Consider the following 16,107-nt stretch of genomic DNA (forward strand, 5'->3'; position numbering starts at 1 on the left):
GGTGCCTACTCCGCTGCGTGCAGCGTGCCTTCACGCACACCGGCCGTTCTGAAATCGAGATCGCGGCTGACAAGGCGCTCGACCCCTGCCGAAGCATCGGCCAGCAGCGACCGGTAGCCGGTGATGGAACGGGCGAACACATTGTAGATAACCACAGCAGGGATAGCTGCGACGAGACCGATGGCGGTTGCAAGCAAGGCTTCGGCAATACCCGGCGCCACGACGGCGAGGTTCGTCGTCTGCGCCTGGCTGATATTGATGAACGAATTCATGATGCCCCAGACCGTGCCGAACAGACCGACAAACGGCGCAACCGAACCGATGGTCGCAAGAATGCCAGTACCCTTGGAAAGACGGCGTCCGGCCTTGGCCTCGATACGCGACAGGCGCGAGGAAACACGCTCCTTGAGGCCTTCGCCACCGGCGCGCGCCAGCGCAGGACCCGACAAGCGCACCTCATCTTCTGCAGCACGGACCAAAACTGCACCCGGTCCCTTTGCACCGTCCAACGCATGGACTGCTTCGGCAAGCGTTGCCGAATGACCGATAACTTTCAATGCCTTGGTAGCACGGCGGCGCGCACCGGCCAGTTCAAGCGTCTTGGCGACCCAGACCGTCCATGTGGCAAGCGAAGCGATCGCGAGACCAATCATCACGGCCTTCACGACCCAGTCGGCAGCCATGAACATGCCCCATGGCGAAAGATCGTGCGGGAGGATCAAACCGTTCTCGCTTTCGACAGGTGCAGCAGCAGGCGCAGCTGTCTGGGACTGGATCAATTCAGGCGAAGGTGCCGTAGCCGGTGTGGTTGCGGCCGGGGCAGACGCTCCCGGTTCGTTCGCAGGCGCCGGAGCAGCGACAGGCGCTGTATTGGCTGGTGCAGAACTGGAAGGCGCCTCTGCGGCGGGGGCGGCCGGGGCATTCGTCGATGGGGTTACGTCCTGGGCCAATGCAGAAGCCGCACCCAGCAAGCCGATGCCCATCGCCGCAGCCATGAAGCCTTTTCGCCAGAAACCAGTCATTTTGATCGCCTTTTGATTGTTCAAATCCGCGAGCACATGACTAAACCCTCATGCAGGCCGTCGCGCCGCTTGTTGGGCCTCTTCTTAACTCCCAATAACATGATGGCGCAAGTCATGTTTTCAATTTAAGGGCATTTTCGTCTTGCAATCCAAGGATTAGCGAACATTTTTCGTCTCTCGGCTTTTTGCCAGTTGCACATTCGTGCCAAATCAGACCTGATATGGTTAACCGCAGCGCTTGAGGATTGGATTTAAGAACAAATTCCCGGTGCTCGGGAGGAAATGCAATTCCGGCCAAGCCGGAATCCGGAGGACATGCCTATGATGCTCAAGGATATCCAGACACTTGAACATGCGGCCCGTACTGCCATGGCAGGAAATGATGATCCGCTGCCGGTACAACAGCGTTCGCTGAAGCCATCACATGTGGGACTGGCCTTTATCATGCTGGCCGGTGCTGCTTACCTGATGCTGGCCTGATGCTTGCTTGAGCCAGAAATTTTCAACTCAAAAGCGTTGTTTGCCCCATTTTTGCCACTGAAAAGACGCGGGTTTCACAATTTTGACGTTTGAATAACACAGATTTTGAGCGGAACGGAAACCGTTTCCCCTCGTTTTTTCTCCTGTAGACGGTGAGATTGCCTCTCGCCTTCGGTTTGCCTTAATTACCGACAGGAGTTTCCATGAAAAGACTTCTCGCCTCGACGGCTCTTGCCGCGCTGATTGCCTTGCCCGCCTTCGCGCAGGGTGGTTCACCGATCTTCTCCGACGAGAAACAGGAAAAGCCGATTGCCAGCGAGAACGGATATTTCGTGGCATCCCCCGGCCAGCTTCTGGTGTCGGGCTTCATCGGACAGGCGGTTTATAACGGCCCATCCAACGATGCCGCGAATATCGGGACGGTCAATGACATGATCCTCGGTGCCGATGGCAGTCCGCAAGCGGTGGTGATCGGGGTCGGCGGCTTTCTCGGTGTCGGGGAGAAGAACGTCGCAATCGGCTTCGATCACGTGTCATGGGTGGTTCGCGAAGACGGCAAGCGCTGGCTGATCGTGGATGCCACCAAGGAGCAGCTCGAAAAGGCACCGGCATTCGACCGCAGCGCAGCTTTCGAAGCAGATGGCGTACCGCGCGCCGAACCGCCAGCCGCCGAAAAGACCATTACCACGCAGAAGGCGGACAGGATCATGCCTGATGGCATGAAGCCGGTTCCCTCCGAGGGACTAAGTGCGGACAAGCTCATCGGAGCCACGGTTTTCGGTGCGGATGAAACGAAGATCGGAACGGTCGGCGATGTCCTGATGACCGCCGACGGGCAGACAGAGGCATTCGTTGTCGACGTGGGCGGTTTCCTTGGCATCAATTCCAAGCCGGTGGCCGTTTCCATCGCCAATCTCGACGTTGCGACCGGCAAGGACGACAAGCTGAACGTCTTCACGCAGTTCACCAAGGAACAGCTGCAGGCACAGTCCGCCTATTCGGACGAAGCCTACAAGAAGGACCCGGAAGGCACGATCCTTCATGGCGAAGCGGAGTAAGGCTTCACGATATTTGCGGAGGCATTATCTGTAGTGCTTCCGCACTTTCCCGCCATTTACCCCGCCATTTACCATGACTTGCAACAACCGGCCGGTCTTGTTGCCGCTGATGGCTTGGCATGCAACCATTAAGCCAGCCGCACGTTATCCAAACGATAACCAGAGACTGAACAGGAGAGCTGATATGGCGCGTGCATCTGCGAAAACGAGCAAGATCGAAGAAAAGATCGAGGAAGCGCTGACCGATGCCAGCACGGAAGACCTGCAGGCCCAGGTCGAGCAGCTGAAGGAAGATATCGCTGCCATTGCGGCAACACTTGCCAATCTCGGTTCGCAGACCGTCCGCGACGCAAAACGCAGCGCGAAGGAAACCTACAAGAGCGCTTATATTCAGGGCGAGGACGCCATCGACGATTTGCGCAACAAGGCGCAGGATGTTGAAGCCCAGCTGACGGCAACGGTGCGCGAACGCCCGATTGCCGCACTCGCCACTGCACTCGGCGTCGGCTATTTGCTGGCCCTGCTCTCGCGCCGCTGAGGCGGATCATGCTGAAAGCTCTCATGCCCCTATTGTCTGCGATGGCAGGCGAAGAACTGAAATTCGTCGCGGGTCAAACGAAACGTGCAGCGATTTTCGGTGCGGCCATCGCCGTCTTCGCAATCATCGCGATCACCTTTTTCTGCGTCGCCGCCTTTCTGGCACTGGCGCAGAACTATGGCGGGCCGCTGGCGGCTCTCATTCTGGCTGCATTGTCGCTGATCGCGGCGCTTCTCATTCTCGCAGTCCTGAAAATTCAGGCTGCGTCCGAGGCCAAAAAGCGCAAGCAGAAAATGGAGGCGGACAAATCAGCGATGGTAGCAGCGGCAGCAATCGCGACCGTGCCTGCCATCCTCAAACGGCCCATACTCGCCGCCGCCCTGCCGCTTGCAGGCATTGCTCTGGTCTCGCTGCTTTCTGACAAGAAAAAGCGCCCGCCGCAGAGCTGATAGCTTCACGCAAACGCAAACACGCCGGCTTTCAAGCCGGCGTTTTGTTTTCCCCTTCACCGCCAGCTTTATTTGCCAACCGGCATTTCGCCTTCTTCGGCTAGTGGTCTGATTCCGACATTTGAATTCCTCGGATATGAGCGCTGAGCAAATGTCGGAATCAAAAAGACCACTAGTAATCTTATGATTCTGGTGGATTTTTCGAATTTGACGTTTGAAACGAGATTCGTATCGGACGGGTATCAAACGTCAAATTCAATCCACTAGCGACGACAAGCGGACAATCACTCTGGTTCCGACACCATCATCGGTCTTGCAGTAGACGGGCTTTTCGCCGAACTGCATACAAAGCTGTTCGATCACCAGCGTACCGAGACCGTTCTTCTCGCCGGATTTCTGCTGGTCCTTGTCGAAGCCCACACCGTCATCTTCCACGACCAGCACCGGGATAGCATCTTCACCCGGCTTCAGGCTGATCCGGATATGCCCTTCCGGACGTCCCTTGAAAGCATGCTTGATCGCGTTGGTGACAAGCTCGCCCAGAATGATGCCAATTGTCGTCACATCGCGCGCCTTCAGATCAAGCGGCGCGAAATCGGTCGAAAATTCGATCTTGCGATCCTGACCGATAGCGGTTCGGATATCGTTGATGACGGTTCCGAGAAAATCGTCGACGCGGGCCGATTCCATATCCTCGCCGAGACGCAAGCGCCGGTGCGCTGTCGATACCGTCTGGACGCGATCGCGAGCGGCGGCGAGAGCCGCGCGAGCATCCTCGCTGCGCGTCTGCCGCATCTGAAGGCCAAGCAGGGATGAAACGGTGGCCAATGAATTGCCGATGCGATGATTGGTGTCCTGCAGCAGAAGCTCGACCCGCTGGCGCTCCCGCTCGGCGATGCGGCGCTCGTGCTCAAGCTCGGCGGTCCGTTCCTGCACACGCTGTTCCAGCAATTGCTTTTCCGAACGCAGCGCCGTTTGCCCCTCGAACATCGACCGCGCATAACGCTGAACCCGGCTGAACAGCAGAAGCGCCAGCATGGCAGCGGAAGCCAGCGCCACGATAGACGTCGCCGTCATCCAGTAGCGCATGCGGTTGATCCGCTTGTTGCGTTCAAGAAGCTGTTGTTCTTCCGCATCGATGAATTGCGTGACTGTATTGGCAAGCTGATCCATCAGCACCTTGCCCTCATCGCCGCGCACTTTTTCAACCGCCGCCGCCACATCACCCGACTGGGCAAGATTGACCGTCTCGCGCACATCTTCCTGTTCGCGTTCGACCAGCGCGCGGATCTGCTGAACCCGCGCATCCTGCAGCGGGCTCTGGTCTGTCAGGGCTTCGAGGTCGGCAAGCGTCTTGTCGACGCTCAGAATCGTGTTGCGATACAGATCAAGATAAGTCTCATCCAGCGTCAGAAGATAGCCGCGACGGCTCATCTCGATATTGCTGGCAAGGCGCGCAACCTTGTCGACCTGCTGGCGCAAGGCATAATTGCGGGAAATATCGACGACCTGATGATTGACCCCGGACGACAGAAACAACGTCATGATGGCCGACAGCAGCACAAGGCCGAGCGAAACGATAACCGCAACCGGCTTCGATGACGATTGAAGCAGTTTTTGCAACAAGGCTGATGGCAAGAACGCAACCCACAAACAAACGATCACTTTGCCGACAGGAAATATCAGCAGCTGCTAACCTACAAGTGGCAGGATAAAAAGCAATCGTTGTGGGCGAAAACAGGCGAAGGTTTGAGGTTTTAGCGTGATAAGCCCCCCTTTCATGGGAAAGAGGGGCAATTGATCAAGTGTTATGCAAAGCTTCTCAAGGTCGCCCGCGATGAATCGGCATCCGGACCGTAGTCGCCTTCGCCTTCGATCTTGAGGATTTCCTGCAAGCGCGTGCGAGCACGGCTGACACGGCTCTTGATCGTGCCGACAGCACAGCCGCAGATTTCCGCAGCTTCCTCATAGGCAAAGCCCGAAGCGCCGATCAGAATGATCGCTTCGCGCTGATCGTCGGGCAATTGCTCTAATGCTGCGCGGAAATCCTGCAGATCAAGCGTGCCATATTGCGAAGGATGCACGGCGAGCTGTTCGCTGAACACGCCATCCGTGTCCTGCACTTCGCGGCCACGCTTGCGCATCTGCGTGTAGAATTCATTGCGCAGGATGGTGAAAAGCCAAGCCTTCATATTGGTCCCCATTTCAAAGGACTCCTGCTTGGCCCATGCTTTCATGATCGTATCTTGTACGAGATCATCCGCCTTGTCGTGCTGTCCAATCAGCGACACCGCAAAGGCGCGCAGGCTCGGCAGCGATGACAGAAGCTCTCGCTTGAACTGTGCATTACTCTCAACCGACGGACCGGGTGCTGTGTTCACGCATACTCTCCTGTTCAGCCTGATCGAGTTTTTGGAGAAGATCGAGGAAGCGATCCGGGATCGTCTCATCCTGTATCGAGGTGTACAGTGCCTTTAGTTTCAATCCGACTTCACAATTTGGTCCTAGTATATCCTTCTGAACGCGACGAGACGACCTGACCCCGGCTCCGTTCATGTGAAGGTTCTCTTTTTCTGCCATATCTTGATCGTTCCGGGCTAAATGCCCTACCCTATTAATCTAAGCCCCTGCTTGTCCGGGAAATGCGCGGCTTACCAAAAAGTTCCCTAATATATCTCCCAATCTCGGAACTTTTTTCAAAACGCCCCGTTTAGAGTACCATAATGCTGCGCTCAAAGCATGGGCGGGAGGGTTCTAGAACCGTGTCCGCCAATGTGCATTCAATGAACGAAAGCGGCAGTTGAGGAGTTCCAATACCATGACGTTATCGACGCGTATCGCGCCGCATCTTCCCTATCTCCGTCGTTTTTCTCGTGCTCTTACCGGCTCCCAGGCTTCCGGCGACGCTTATGTTGCGGCTGCCCTTGAAGCCCTGATTGCCGATGTGAGCATTTTTCCGGACGCCTCGTCCGACCGGATCGGCCTCTATCGCCTTTTCTGCGATCTTTATAAGACGGCCTCGGTTCGCGTACCGGAACCAGCATCGGAATTTGCATGGGAACAGCAGGCTGCAAGAAATCTTTCGCATATCGCGCCCCTTCCGCGACAGGCATTCCTGCTTGTGGCGGTGGAAGGTTTTTCCGACAAGGAAGCCGCCGAAATTCTCGAACTGGACGATGTTGAACTGAGCCGTGTTCTCTCGGCTGCATCGACCGAGATTTCGCGTCAGGTGGCAACGCGCATCATGATTATCGAGGACGAACCGCTGATCGCGATGGATATCGAGCAGATGGTAGAAAGTCTCGGCCATGAAGTCGTCGGCATTGCGCGCACCAAGGATGAGGCCCTGGCGCTCTACAAACAGGAAAAGCCGCGTATGGTTCTGGCTGATATCCAGCTGGCCGATGGAAGCTCGGGCATCGATGCAGTGAATGAAATCCTGCAGAACGACACGATCCCGGTCATTTTCATCACCGCTTTCCCGGAACGTCTGCTGACGGGCGAGCGCCCGGAACCGACCTTCCTCGTCACCAAGCCGTTCAATCCGGATATGGTGAAGGCGCTGATCAGCCAGGCACTCTTCTTCGAAGAAGCCTCGCAGGTCGCAGCTTAAATCCAAAGGTCATAAACTCCCGAAAAGCGACAGCTTTCGGGAGTTTAATGTTGGCGCTTCAATACACCGCCAAATCACACCGCCTTAGGTCCTGACATGAGTATTTAGAGTTGTGAGCGCCTTAATTTCCCCGGAAGCACGGAACCAACCTGGCCTGGATGTCGTTTCTCCTTCACACAATAAAAAGGAGACCGGACATGCTTTATTATGCGCTCGTATTTCTTGTGGTGGCACTCGTAGCAGGTGCGCTCGGTTTCGGCGGCATCGCTGGTGCGTCAGCCGGTATAGCGCAGATTCTGTTCTTCGTGTTCCTTGCTCTGCTCGTTATTTCGCTCATCGCTTCGGCGATCCGCAAGGCGTAACAGATATAAAATCAAAGGCTGTTTTTGACCTTCTGACTCACCAGCCTATATTGCTTCTTAATGAAATTCGCCGCCGCATCACGTCATGCGGCGGTTTATCGGTTCCAGAATTCGGGCCAGTTCAAGGATCACAAGACGATCACTCGATCGAGACCCGCCGACCAGTCGATGAAATGGATGCCATGGCACGCAAATTTCCGCATAACTTTTCCGGAGCTTTTGCCGCTTTGCCAATGCGCGACCCAAATATTTGTTTCGTCGCATTCTCCTACGCAAAACCGCTTCGCACTTTTGCTGGAAATGCTCTGAATTCGGTTGCGGGATAATCGGGGCAGACATGACCGCTGGCGCAAAAGTTACCCTGCAAGAAACGGAACCTGACGCAGCCCGGCTGCGAGCCTTGCTGAGGGCCGTGCGCAACAGCAATGTCTGCGTTCTCTACCAGACACCCGATCTGATCTATTCCTGGGGGGAGAACATTCCGCTCTACTGGCAGGAAAAGTGGAAAATCGGTGGAAGTGACTGCGATTTCATTTTCTCCGTCACCTTGCACAAACTCGACGGCGCGAAGCGCGCGGCGCTGGATACCGGCGAAGCGCAGAATGTGGAGATCGCCATCAATGATGGCGACAAGCTGCGCTGGATCGAATTTCACATCGACTGCGATCGTGACGATAACGGCAATATACTGGGCCTTGTCACCACGGCTATTGAAATCAGCGAACTGAAGCGACGCGAGCAGGTGCTGAAAACCCTCTTGCGTGAAGTCAGTCATCGCTCCAAGAACCTTCTGGCCATCGTGCAAAGCATTGCCAGCCAGACGGCACGCTTCACCGATTCCATCGACGACTTTCTGTTGAAGTTCCGCGGACGCATCCAGTCCCTATCCTATTCACAGGATCTGGTGACCGATTCGAACTGGCGCGGCGCACTGTTTCGCGATCTCGTGCATTCACAGGTCGAAAAATATATCGACGTCAGCGACGAACGCCTGAGCATCGATGGCGACAATCCCTATCTTTTCCCCGGTGCCGCACTGCATGTCGGCCTTGCGCTGCATGAGCTGGTGGTCAATGCGACCTCCTTCGGCGGTCTTTCGATCCCTTATGGCCGGGTAAAGATTTCGGCGAAGGTCATCCATGTCGCCAGCGGCGATGACAGGCTGGAATTCCGCTGGGAAGAAACCAATCCGGCGATGCCCGAGGTTTTCGAGCACGATCCGCGCTTCGGCAGCGCGGTGCTGCAACGCATCGTCCCCGCCTCCGTCAATGGTCACGCCGATTATCGTATCGACGGAACCGGGGCCGTTTATTCGCTCGTCATCCCGACCGAACAGTTCGACGCCTGATCAGGCGGTAGCTCCTCAACAGCCACAAAAAAAGCCGCCATGGTCAGACCTGAGCCTGAACCACGGCGGCTTGCTCTGAATTTGCGGAACGCCAGCTGCATAACGTTTGACGGTTAGCGCGGCATTCTCGCCGCTCGCCTCGTGCGGGGAGGTTGAGGCGAACTCTGAAGGCCGCGTTGTGGGGGCGGGGTCACGACCTTCATGCGCGCTTAACGCCGCAGAAGAAACTTGGTTCCGTCAGTTTCGTATTTTTTTGCAATAAAGTTCCAGCCGGTGATGCACAATCTCGTAACCGAGCGATCGGGCGATCTCTTCCTGCAGTTTTTCGATCTTGTCGGAGCGGAATTCCACCACATCGCCGGAATCCATATCGATGATGTGATCATGATGCGCGCCACTCGCCTGTTCGAAACGCGAAGGCCCTCCGGCGAAGGCGTGCCGGTGGATGGCACCGCGCTCTTCGAGAAGCTTCATCGTGCGATAGACAGTCGAAAGCGAGATGCTGCTGTCGATCTCGACCGCGCGGCGAAAAATCTCCAGCGCGTCGGGATGATCTTCCGTCTCGGTCAATATGTTCAGGATGATCCGGCGTGGTCGCGTGATGCGGACACCTGCCTGGCGCAGTTCCTGTTCATAATCGGGTTTCTTGTATGATTCACTCATGCCCCGATTATGCACCGTCGCACCGCCAGTTGCAAATTTTTGCAACTGGACCGACCGCGATCTCCCCAACCCATTCCTGTGAATGTACTTTAGTGACTAAGATCCACTAACCGTTCGAAATCGAACCCGACAGCCTTGTCGTTCAGATGGTATTGTCCCCTGCCCACCCGCACGAAAAGCGCGTTGCCTTCCGGTTGGTTGTCTGTGCAGTTTTCGGCAAGGAACGAGAAGTATCTGGAATAAGGCCAGCCTGGAGCAACCCGGCGCACATCTCTAGGCGAGAAAGGTTCGGAAAGAATACCTTTCACCCGGACAGCATTATGGATTTGAGGATAAATATTCGATCCATTTTTCCACATGCATTAACTTTATCACCAGCACACGCAACATTCATATCCCGCGAACACGGGATAATTGCAGATTTTTCGAATGTAACGTCCAGACTTCGCCGCCAAAACGCTCATGTAATCATCTGTGATCTAGCGCTACTTTTTGTCTCCCGTTCTATTGCGAATGCGCTGTTTCGGATTGTGAAATACGCTTATCCGGTAACTATGGAGAAATTCATGAAAGCAAAAATCTTATTCTTTGGAATGGCAATTGCAGCTCTCACGTCTTTCGGTGCGATGGCCCAATCCAACGACAGTATCACTCAAAACCAAACGAAATTGCCGACACCATACAAGACCGCAAGTCTGCTGATAGCACCCGGGCAGTCCGGCCAATGCTATTATACCAGCGGTTCTGACTGCACAAAGCAATGTGACATGGGCATGTGTGTGAAATGCAAGAATGGCTATTACGCATGTACTAAATTTGATCCGCCTCCCCGCAAGAAGTGATCCCCTGTTTAGAGTTCCGCCATTGCGGAACTCTTCTCCCAAATCCACGAATGAAGGGCATGGAAAAATCAGAAAATGCTCAGATAGATGAGCGGGGACAGACAGAGGAAGAGGGCGATGAACGCAACAAAACTGCGCCGATAAAACAGACCCCAAAGGCCGAAGACTATCGCCACAGGCGCAGTATAGATGCTGAATATGACAAGATATCCATCATCGCCGACGCCGAAAAGCACGATATAGAAGAATATGAGTGCCGTCGCAGCACCAAAAGCCAGCGACACCACAGCAGAAAAACACCAGTCCCGCTTGCGCACTAATCGGTGCGTACCCGCTTTATTCAGAGCCATTGCCAGTGATTGTCAGTCGGCTGGAGCAAGCACGGTAAAGAGCGCTGCTCCGTCGCGATCCAGCTCTTCGACTGCTACCGGATAGATGTCGCCTTCATGTGATTGGAGGCCGACCGTCGATGCCCCCATCGCATCGGATATTGCATCCTTGCTGCCCCAGAACTTGCCGCGCTTTGTGAGGTCCACGCCGTCATCGGGAATAGCGACGCTATATTCCACCGCACCTTTATCGATACCATCACAGATGAGGTTCGCCGATCCGGTCTTGATTGAAACGCTCATCGTTCCTCCGCGCCTGATTGATCTCTTGTCGGGATCGACCCTAACGCGCATCCGCGAAAGTGTAAAATACTGTCTCCGGAAGAAGTGATGGTACGCCCAAGGGGAATCGAACCCCTGTTTGCGCCGTGAGAGGGCGCCGTCCTGACCGCTAGACGATGGGCGCTTAAGCCATGTCGCTGATATAATCGCCAAAGAGAAAAAGTGCAATCCTCGAAGGGAGAAACAAACAAGGCGGCAATCATGCCGCCCTGATCAGCCTCTATCCGCTTCATAGCAGGGCGCTAAGATGCTAACGCTATCCACGCCCTGAAAATGCTCAATCGCCGCACGGGCTTAACCAAGTCTCGGTGAGTCAAACTCAACGCGACTTGGTATTATTCGACATTGCCGAGCTTGATGCGCCCGATGATGCGCGACTCGCGATAGTCATAGATGATGAGTTCCGTACCGCCATCCGGCAGCAGGGTTTCCAGCGAAAGTTCATTGCCGGAAAGGCTTTGCGAGAGAAGACGGGTGCCCGGCGTCAGGTTGATCTGCGATTCGATCAGCTTCGGCGGTTCCGGCTTTACCGGAGCGGAAGCGGCCTGTCCGGGAATATCGGAACGGGCTTCTTCCGCTGGCGGGGTTTCCGGCGCGCGATTGATCTTGTAGACAACGGCGACAAGCACGGCCATAAGACCGATCAGCATGACACCGATGGAGACGGCCAGAAGCCGGATCATTTTGCGGCGCACACGTTCCATGGCTGGATCAAGCGCGGGCTCAGCCTGTTCATCCGGGTAATAGCCCTGCTGATAGTCCTGATAGCCTGAATCCTGATGATTCTGGTATCTCGGATAGTGTGGATCCTGCATTCAACGACTCCGGTTCGAACTTCGCCATGTTATGGCGTGTGGCGCGTGATAGAGCATTTTGCAGCCAAATGGAAACATTTGACGTCGCATAATGCGGTAAAACCAAGAGATAGAGCAGTTCTGACGATTTCGTTAAAACAGGCTCGCTCTCATAGAGGCCCATTCTCTTAAAGGAAAGACACGATTGAAAGAGCTTACGACCGACTCCGACGCCACAGGCAAGCGTCTCGACCAGTGGCTGGCCGCAGCATTGGGGCCGGAACTCTCGCGCAGCCGCGTTCAATCCCTTATTGCCGATGGCCATGTGACCATCGACGGCGCGCCCGCCCGTGAAACCAAGCAGAAGCTGCGCGAAGGCATGACAATCGCCATCGTACTGCCTGAGCCGGAACCAGCCGAACCGATCGCCGAGAACATACCGCTCGATATTCTTTACGAGGATGATGATCTCATCGTGATCAACAAACCCGCCGGGCTTGTCGTTCACCCAGGCAACGGCAACTGGACGGGAACACTCGTCAATGCCCTTATATATCATTGTGGCGATAGCTTGTCGGGCATCGGTGGAATTCGCCGCCCCGGCATCGTTCATCGTCTCGACAAGGATACGAGCGGCGTCATGGTCGTGGCCAAGAATGACCGTTCGCATCGGCATTTGAGCGAACAATTTGCCGACCATGGCCGCACCGGCGATCTGGAACGCGCCTATCTCGCACTCGTCTGGGGCATGACAGAGCGCCCGCAGGGCTTCATCGATGCACATCTTGGACGCTCGCATCGCGACCGCACCAAGCAGGCCGTGGTCAATGAAGAGCGCGAGGATGCCCGACACGCCATCACCCATTATGTGACGGTCGAAAAATTCGCCCCCCTTGAAGATGCAACCGCACTGGCCTCGCTCGTCGAATGCCGCCTTGAGACCGGTCGCACCCACCAGATCCGCGTGCACATGGCGCATATCGGCCATCCGCTTGTCGGCGACATGGACTATGGCAGCGCCTACAAGACCAAGGCCAACAAGCTGCCGGAACCGTTGAAAGAGGCCGTGCGCGGTTTCCACCGGCAGGCACTGCATGCCTGGCTGCTCGCCTTCACCCATCCGGCCACGGAGGAACTGATGCGTTTCGAAGCGCCGGTACCGGAAGATATGGAGCACCTTCTGGAAAATTTCCGGAAGCATTCTATATAATACTGGCAACTATCGTGGTTGGCCGAAAGGATGGATAGCTGATAAACAACAGGCTGTTTCCATCATCAAGATCGGGGGCGCGGCTGCAGTGAAAGCCGCTCTCTTGCCGCAAAAAACAATTCATTTCAGACCAAAGCGCATCCCGAAAAGTGGGAACCGGTTTTCGGGACAAGATGCGCGCAAAATAAAAAGACAGGGTATTTTCTGTGTTTCGGGAAATGCAGAAGATACTCCAGCCACGCAACCTTTGGCCCCGAGCAGCGTTCACATTGTAGTGACAGATTGTTTCATGAGTTAAAGGATCGTGTTTTCGCCAAAATCATGCCTATATATGAGGGCTCGCGAGAGGGAAGTGCAGGAGGCAGCCCCCGCGACAGGTTCGCCAAACGGGAACCTGAAATTATAAAGGAGGGTGCTCTATGGCCCAGATGAATCTCCCAAGCATCACGTCCGGTGACGGTGGCCTTACCCGTTATCTGGAAGAAATTCGTCGCTTTCCCATGCTTGAGCCGCAGGAAGAATACATGCTGGCCAAGCGCTACCACGAACATACCGATCCCAAGGCCGCCCACAGGCTGGTGACAAGCCACCTGCGTCTCGTGGCCAAGATCGCCATGGGCTATCGCGGCTACGGCCTGCCGATTGGTGAAGTAATTTCCGAAGGCAATGTCGGCCTCATGCAGGCCGTGAAGCGTTTCGAACCTGAACGCGGTTTCCGTCTTGCCACCTATGCCATGTGGTGGATCAAGGCCTCGATCCAGGAATATATCCTGCGCTCGTGGAGCCTTGTGAAGATGGGCACGACCGCCAATCAGAAGCGCCTGTTCTTCAATCTGCGCAAGATGAAGAGCAAGATTCAGGCGCTCGATGATGGCGATCTTAACCCGGATCAGGTCAAGCAGATCGCGACCAAGCTCAAGGTCAGCGAAGACGAAGTGGTTTCCATGAACCGCCGTCTGTCCGGTGACGCGTCGCTGAATGCGCCCCTACGCGCTTCGGAAGGCGAATCCGGCGAATGGCAGGACTGGCTGGTCGATGACAGCAGCAGCCAGGAGCAGGTTCTGATCGAGCAGGACGAGCTGGAAAACCGCCGCTCCATGCTCGAACAGGCGATGGATACGCTGAATGACCGTGAACGCCGCATTTTCGAGGCGCGCCGCCTCTCGGACGACCCGATGACGCTGGAAGACCTTTCCAGCGAGTTCGGTATCAGCCGCGAACGCGTGCGCCAGATCGAAGTGCGTGCGTTTGAAAAGGTGCAGGCTGCGGTGAAGGCCGCTGCCTACAAGCAGCAGAAGGCGCTGAACCATGTCGAGGAAGCGCACGCCTAAAGTCACAAGGCACCAAACCGACGCTGACAAGTTCTTTCTGCCGCAGACGGACAACCGTTCTGCGGCAGAATTATTTGGGCGTTACTGAGCCCCCTCGCCTTTGGCGAGTTCAAATCCTTCATCTATCCAGCCTGTCAGCCCGCCCGCCATGATCTTGACCGGCCGGTCGAGATTGGCGAGCCGCAAGGCGCCACGCGCCGCGCCATTGCAATGCGGTCCTGCACAATAAGTGACGAAAATCGTTTCCTGCGACCATTCCGCCATCTTGGACGCGATAATCTTGCCGTGCGGCAGATTGATTGCGCCCGGAATATGCGCCTCTGCAAAATGCACAGGGCTACGCACGTCGAGAAGCACGAAATCGGCTCCTTTGGACAAGGCATCGTGCACGTCCCAGCAATCCGTCTCGAATGTGAATTCGGCTGCGAAATGATCCCACGCCAATGCGCTAGGCGCTGGCGGGATGGCAGTTACGGCTGATTTCCTGTCGGTCTTTGTCACACTATCCATGGGCGATCTCCTTTGTCTTCGGAAAGATTGTCGCCCATTTTCCAATTCACTTGCAATTGGCGTGATTGACAATATACGTAAAGATAATGACAAACCAGATACCAGACCTTAAAGGCCCACTCGTCGTAGCGCTTCTCTATGACCGGCTTTGCACCTTTGAATTCGGCATAGTCGCCGAAATCTTTGGCCTGCCCCGCCCGGAAATGGGACCGGGATGGTATCGCTTCGCCAGTTGCCCGATTGAAGACGGCCCGTTGCGTGCACATGGCGGGTTCGTCATCACGCCCGATGGCGGTCCCGATCTCATTGACGAGGCCGACATCATCATTATTCCGGGCTGGAAAGGTGCAGACGTTCCGGTGCCGGAAGCCATCAGCGAAAGGCTGCGACACGCGCACCAGCGCGGAGCGCGCCTCGCCTCCATCTGTTCAGGGGCTTTCGTCCTGGCTGCGACGGGACTGCTCGACGGTGGCACCGCCACCACGCACTGGCGCTATGCCGACGCGCTGCGTAACAAACATCCCGCAATAGATGTCGATGATGCGTCGCTCTATCGCGAACATGATCGCATCTTCACTTCGGCCGGCAGCGCAGCCGGAATAGACCTCCTCATCGAAATCGTTCGACAGGATTTCGGAGCCGCCGCCGCAAATTCCGTTGCCCGGCGGCTGGTCATGCCCGCTCACCGCACGGGTGGACAGGCACAGTTTCTCGAACGTCCGGTCACAAGGCGCGAAGGCACCACAATCAGCCCGGTTCTGGACAGGATGCGTGCCGATCTTGCCGCGGAATGGACAATCGAGCGCATGGCGGCTGCGTGCCGGATGAGCCCACGCACATTCCTGCGGCGCTTTACTGAGGCAACCGGCGCCACGCCCGGCGACTGGCTCACCATGGAGCGTATCGCGGCTGCCAGGGAATTGCTCTCTCAGGGACAGGCAAGTATTGACGATGTTGCTGCTTCAGTCGGCTTTGGAAGCGCGCACACGCTTCGCCATCATTTCCGTCAGAAGATCGGGATCAGTCCGGCGGAATATCGCAGGCGGTTCCTCACGGAAACTGTCATCCAAGCAATATAAAACCGTCAAACAACTGTAATGGATTGGCTTTAGGGACGAGGGTGTGTTTCACCCTGGAGCGGGCCAGTTGAAACGGATTCGTCGGAACCGCTCCAGCCTTTTGTTTTTACGCATGTCTTGTCCCGAAACCGGTTCCC

Annotated in this window: 21 protein-coding genes and 1 tRNA gene; 11 read left to right on the forward strand and 11 right to left on the reverse strand. The window is 55.9% G+C overall.

Going from position 1 to position 16,107, the window contains the following annotated elements; translation table 11 throughout:
- Positions 1–5 precede the first annotated feature (5 nt).
- Positions 6–1,022: a tonB-system energizer ExbB gene (gene exbB, locus AC1RHM_RS19870; protein ID WP_012091362.1), complete on the reverse strand. Its 1,017-nt coding sequence runs from the start codon at positions 1,020–1,022 to the stop codon at positions 6–8.
- A gap of 321 nt (positions 1,023–1,343) precedes the next feature.
- On the opposite strand from exbB, the gene AC1RHM_RS19875 reads away from it, so the two are divergent.
- The 4 genes from AC1RHM_RS19875 to AC1RHM_RS19890 all read left to right on the forward strand — a co-directional run bounded on the left by AC1RHM_RS19875 (position 1,344) and on the right by AC1RHM_RS19890 (position 3,547).
- The gene (locus tag AC1RHM_RS19875) at positions 1,344–1,502 is read left to right on the forward strand and encodes a hypothetical protein (protein ID WP_010661340.1); all 159 of its coding nucleotides are present in this window, start codon (positions 1,344–1,346) and stop codon (positions 1,500–1,502) included.
- Positions 1,503–1,705: 203 nt separating this feature from the next.
- Positions 1,706–2,560 (forward strand): PRC-barrel domain-containing protein, encoded by an 855-nt coding sequence (locus tag AC1RHM_RS19880; RefSeq protein WP_010661341.1) that lies wholly within the window; start codon positions 1,706–1,708, stop codon positions 2,558–2,560.
- Between the two features lie 184 nt (positions 2,561–2,744).
- Positions 2,745–3,098 (forward strand): ElaB/YgaM/YqjD family protein, encoded by a 354-nt coding sequence (locus tag AC1RHM_RS19885; RefSeq protein ID WP_010661342.1) that lies wholly within the window; start codon positions 2,745–2,747, stop codon positions 3,096–3,098.
- Between the two features lie 8 nt (positions 3,099–3,106).
- Positions 3,107–3,547 (forward strand): hypothetical protein, encoded by a 441-nt coding sequence (locus AC1RHM_RS19890; RefSeq protein WP_010661343.1) that lies wholly within the window; start codon positions 3,107–3,109, stop codon positions 3,545–3,547.
- A 255-nt stretch (positions 3,548–3,802) separates the two neighbouring features.
- On the opposite strand, the gene AC1RHM_RS19895 is transcribed toward AC1RHM_RS19890, so the two are convergent.
- The 3 genes from AC1RHM_RS19895 to AC1RHM_RS19905 all read right to left on the reverse strand — a co-directional run bounded on the left by AC1RHM_RS19895 (position 3,803) and on the right by AC1RHM_RS19905 (position 6,127).
- Complete coding sequence (locus AC1RHM_RS19895) at positions 3,803–5,185, reverse strand: sensor histidine kinase (protein WP_029376267.1); 1,383 nt, start codon at positions 5,183–5,185, stop codon at positions 3,803–3,805.
- 170 nt (positions 5,186–5,355) lie between these two features.
- Positions 5,356–5,928: an RNA polymerase sigma factor gene (locus tag AC1RHM_RS19900; RefSeq protein WP_010661345.1), complete on the reverse strand. Its 573-nt coding sequence runs from the start codon at positions 5,926–5,928 to the stop codon at positions 5,356–5,358.
- The gene (locus AC1RHM_RS19905; protein WP_012091358.1) at positions 5,900–6,127 is read right to left on the reverse strand and encodes a NepR family anti-sigma factor; all 228 of its coding nucleotides are present in this window, start codon (positions 6,125–6,127) and stop codon (positions 5,900–5,902) included. The genes AC1RHM_RS19900 and AC1RHM_RS19905 overlap by 29 nt, the downstream gene beginning before the upstream one ends.
- A 238-nt stretch (positions 6,128–6,365) precedes the next feature.
- On the opposite strand from AC1RHM_RS19905, the gene AC1RHM_RS19910 reads away from it, so the two are divergent.
- From AC1RHM_RS19910 to AC1RHM_RS19920, 3 genes are all read left to right on the forward strand, one after another.
- Positions 6,366–7,160: a response regulator gene (locus tag AC1RHM_RS19910; protein ID WP_010661347.1), complete on the forward strand. Its 795-nt coding sequence runs from the start codon at positions 6,366–6,368 to the stop codon at positions 7,158–7,160.
- 197 nt (positions 7,161–7,357) lie between these two features.
- Positions 7,358–7,522 carry a DUF1328 domain-containing protein gene (locus tag AC1RHM_RS19915; RefSeq protein ID WP_006473348.1) on the forward strand — a complete coding sequence of 55 codons (165 nt, stop codon included), beginning with the start codon at positions 7,358–7,360 and terminating at the stop codon, positions 7,520–7,522.
- Between the two features lie 337 nt (positions 7,523–7,859).
- Positions 7,860–8,870, forward strand: coding sequence for a sensor histidine kinase (locus tag AC1RHM_RS19920; protein WP_012091357.1), 1,011 nt, complete (start codon positions 7,860–7,862; stop codon positions 8,868–8,870).
- A gap of 237 nt (positions 8,871–9,107) precedes the next feature.
- On the opposite strand, the gene AC1RHM_RS19925 is transcribed toward AC1RHM_RS19920, so the two are convergent.
- Both AC1RHM_RS19925 and AC1RHM_RS19930 read right to left on the reverse strand, forming a co-directional pair.
- Positions 9,108–9,533: a ferric uptake regulation protein gene (locus AC1RHM_RS19925; RefSeq protein ID WP_010661349.1), complete on the reverse strand. Its 426-nt coding sequence runs from the start codon at positions 9,531–9,533 to the stop codon at positions 9,108–9,110.
- 89 nt (positions 9,534–9,622) lie between these two features.
- Positions 9,623–9,892 carry a hypothetical protein gene (locus tag AC1RHM_RS19930; protein WP_071634167.1) on the reverse strand — a complete coding sequence of 90 codons (270 nt, stop codon included), beginning with the start codon at positions 9,890–9,892 and terminating at the stop codon, positions 9,623–9,625.
- A gap of 207 nt (positions 9,893–10,099) precedes the next feature.
- Between AC1RHM_RS19930 and AC1RHM_RS19935 the strand changes: the two genes are divergently transcribed.
- The gene (locus AC1RHM_RS19935) at positions 10,100–10,375 is read left to right on the forward strand and encodes a hypothetical protein (RefSeq protein WP_010661350.1); all 276 of its coding nucleotides are present in this window, start codon (positions 10,100–10,102) and stop codon (positions 10,373–10,375) included.
- Positions 10,376–10,443: 68 nt separating this feature from the next.
- Here AC1RHM_RS19935 and AC1RHM_RS19940 read toward each other — a convergent pair whose 3' ends face one another.
- From AC1RHM_RS19940 to AC1RHM_RS19955, 4 genes are all read right to left on the reverse strand, one after another.
- Entirely contained in the window at positions 10,444–10,725 is a 282-nt protein-coding gene (locus AC1RHM_RS19940) for a hypothetical protein (protein ID WP_029929574.1), read from the reverse strand.
- Between the two features lie 12 nt (positions 10,726–10,737).
- On the reverse strand, positions 10,738–11,007 hold the full coding sequence (locus tag AC1RHM_RS19945; RefSeq protein ID WP_010661352.1) for a hypothetical protein: 270 nt from the start codon (positions 11,005–11,007) through the stop codon (positions 10,738–10,740).
- Positions 11,008–11,095: 88 nt separating this feature from the next.
- Positions 11,096–11,170: transfer RNA gene (locus tag AC1RHM_RS19950), tRNA-Glu, on the reverse strand.
- A 211-nt stretch (positions 11,171–11,381) separates the two neighbouring features.
- A complete protein-coding gene (locus tag AC1RHM_RS19955) occupies positions 11,382–11,861 on the reverse strand; it encodes a hypothetical protein (RefSeq protein ID WP_010661353.1) in 480 nt (159 codons plus the stop codon).
- A 184-nt stretch (positions 11,862–12,045) separates the two neighbouring features.
- Here AC1RHM_RS19955 and AC1RHM_RS19960 point away from each other — a divergent pair, with 184 nt between their 5' ends.
- Together AC1RHM_RS19960 and rpoH are read left to right on the forward strand one after the other, a co-directional pair.
- Entirely contained in the window at positions 12,046–13,050 is a 1,005-nt protein-coding gene (locus AC1RHM_RS19960) for an RluA family pseudouridine synthase (protein WP_010661354.1), read from the forward strand.
- Positions 13,051–13,469: 419 nt separating this feature from the next.
- A complete protein-coding gene (rpoH, locus tag AC1RHM_RS19965; RefSeq protein ID WP_010661355.1) occupies positions 13,470–14,381 on the forward strand; it encodes an RNA polymerase sigma factor RpoH in 912 nt (303 codons plus the stop codon).
- A gap of 81 nt (positions 14,382–14,462) precedes the next feature.
- Here rpoH and AC1RHM_RS19970 read toward each other — a convergent pair whose 3' ends face one another.
- Positions 14,463–14,891 (reverse strand): rhodanese-like domain-containing protein, encoded by a 429-nt coding sequence (locus AC1RHM_RS19970; RefSeq protein WP_010661356.1) that lies wholly within the window; start codon positions 14,889–14,891, stop codon positions 14,463–14,465.
- Positions 14,892–14,977: 86 nt separating this feature from the next.
- Between AC1RHM_RS19970 and ftrA the strand changes: the two genes are divergently transcribed.
- Entirely contained in the window at positions 14,978–15,970 is a 993-nt protein-coding gene (gene ftrA / locus AC1RHM_RS19975; protein ID WP_010661357.1) for a transcriptional regulator FtrA, read from the forward strand.
- The last annotated feature ends 137 nt before the right edge of the window (positions 15,971–16,107 follow it).

Source organism: Brucella sp. GW823-FHT04E01 (assembly GCF_058796175.1).

What these genes read in the sequence shown, in the direction of transcription:
- exbB (WP_012091362.1), bottom strand. Translation starts at nt 1,022, where the DNA reads ATGACTGGTTTCTGGCGAAAAGGCTTCATGGCTGCGGCGATGGGCATC.
- AC1RHM_RS19875 (WP_010661340.1), top strand. Translation starts at nt 1,344, where the DNA reads ATGATGCTCAAGGATATCCAGACACTTGAACATGCGGCCCGTACTGCC.
- AC1RHM_RS19880 (WP_010661341.1), top strand. Translation starts at nt 1,706, where the DNA reads ATGAAAAGACTTCTCGCCTCGACGGCTCTTGCCGCGCTGATTGCCTTG.
- AC1RHM_RS19885 (WP_010661342.1), top strand. Translation starts at nt 2,745, where the DNA reads ATGGCGCGTGCATCTGCGAAAACGAGCAAGATCGAAGAAAAGATCGAG.
- AC1RHM_RS19890 (WP_010661343.1), top strand. Translation starts at nt 3,107, where the DNA reads ATGCTGAAAGCTCTCATGCCCCTATTGTCTGCGATGGCAGGCGAAGAA.
- AC1RHM_RS19905 (WP_012091358.1), bottom strand. Translation starts at nt 6,127, where the DNA reads ATGGCAGAAAAAGAGAACCTTCACATGAACGGAGCCGGGGTCAGGTCG.
- AC1RHM_RS19910 (WP_010661347.1), top strand. Translation starts at nt 6,366, where the DNA reads ATGACGTTATCGACGCGTATCGCGCCGCATCTTCCCTATCTCCGTCGT.
- AC1RHM_RS19915 (WP_006473348.1), top strand. Translation starts at nt 7,358, where the DNA reads ATGCTTTATTATGCGCTCGTATTTCTTGTGGTGGCACTCGTAGCAGGT.
- AC1RHM_RS19920 (WP_012091357.1), top strand. Translation starts at nt 7,860, where the DNA reads ATGACCGCTGGCGCAAAAGTTACCCTGCAAGAAACGGAACCTGACGCA.
- AC1RHM_RS19925 (WP_010661349.1), bottom strand. Translation starts at nt 9,533, where the DNA reads ATGAGTGAATCATACAAGAAACCCGATTATGAACAGGAACTGCGCCAG.
- AC1RHM_RS19930 (WP_071634167.1), bottom strand. Translation starts at nt 9,892, where the DNA reads ATGTGGAAAAATGGATCGAATATTTATCCTCAAATCCATAATGCTGTC.
- AC1RHM_RS19935 (WP_010661350.1), top strand. Translation starts at nt 10,100, where the DNA reads ATGAAAGCAAAAATCTTATTCTTTGGAATGGCAATTGCAGCTCTCACG.
- AC1RHM_RS19940 (WP_029929574.1), bottom strand. Translation starts at nt 10,725, where the DNA reads ATGGCTCTGAATAAAGCGGGTACGCACCGATTAGTGCGCAAGCGGGAC.
- AC1RHM_RS19945 (WP_010661352.1), bottom strand. Translation starts at nt 11,007, where the DNA reads ATGAGCGTTTCAATCAAGACCGGATCGGCGAACCTCATCTGTGATGGT.
- AC1RHM_RS19955 (WP_010661353.1), bottom strand. Translation starts at nt 11,861, where the DNA reads ATGCAGGATCCACACTATCCGAGATACCAGAATCATCAGGATTCAGGC.
- rpoH (WP_010661355.1), top strand. Translation starts at nt 13,470, where the DNA reads ATGGCCCAGATGAATCTCCCAAGCATCACGTCCGGTGACGGTGGCCTT.
- AC1RHM_RS19970 (WP_010661356.1), bottom strand. Translation starts at nt 14,891, where the DNA reads ATGGATAGTGTGACAAAGACCGACAGGAAATCAGCCGTAACTGCCATC.
- ftrA (WP_010661357.1), top strand. Translation starts at nt 14,978, where the DNA reads ATGACAAACCAGATACCAGACCTTAAAGGCCCACTCGTCGTAGCGCTT.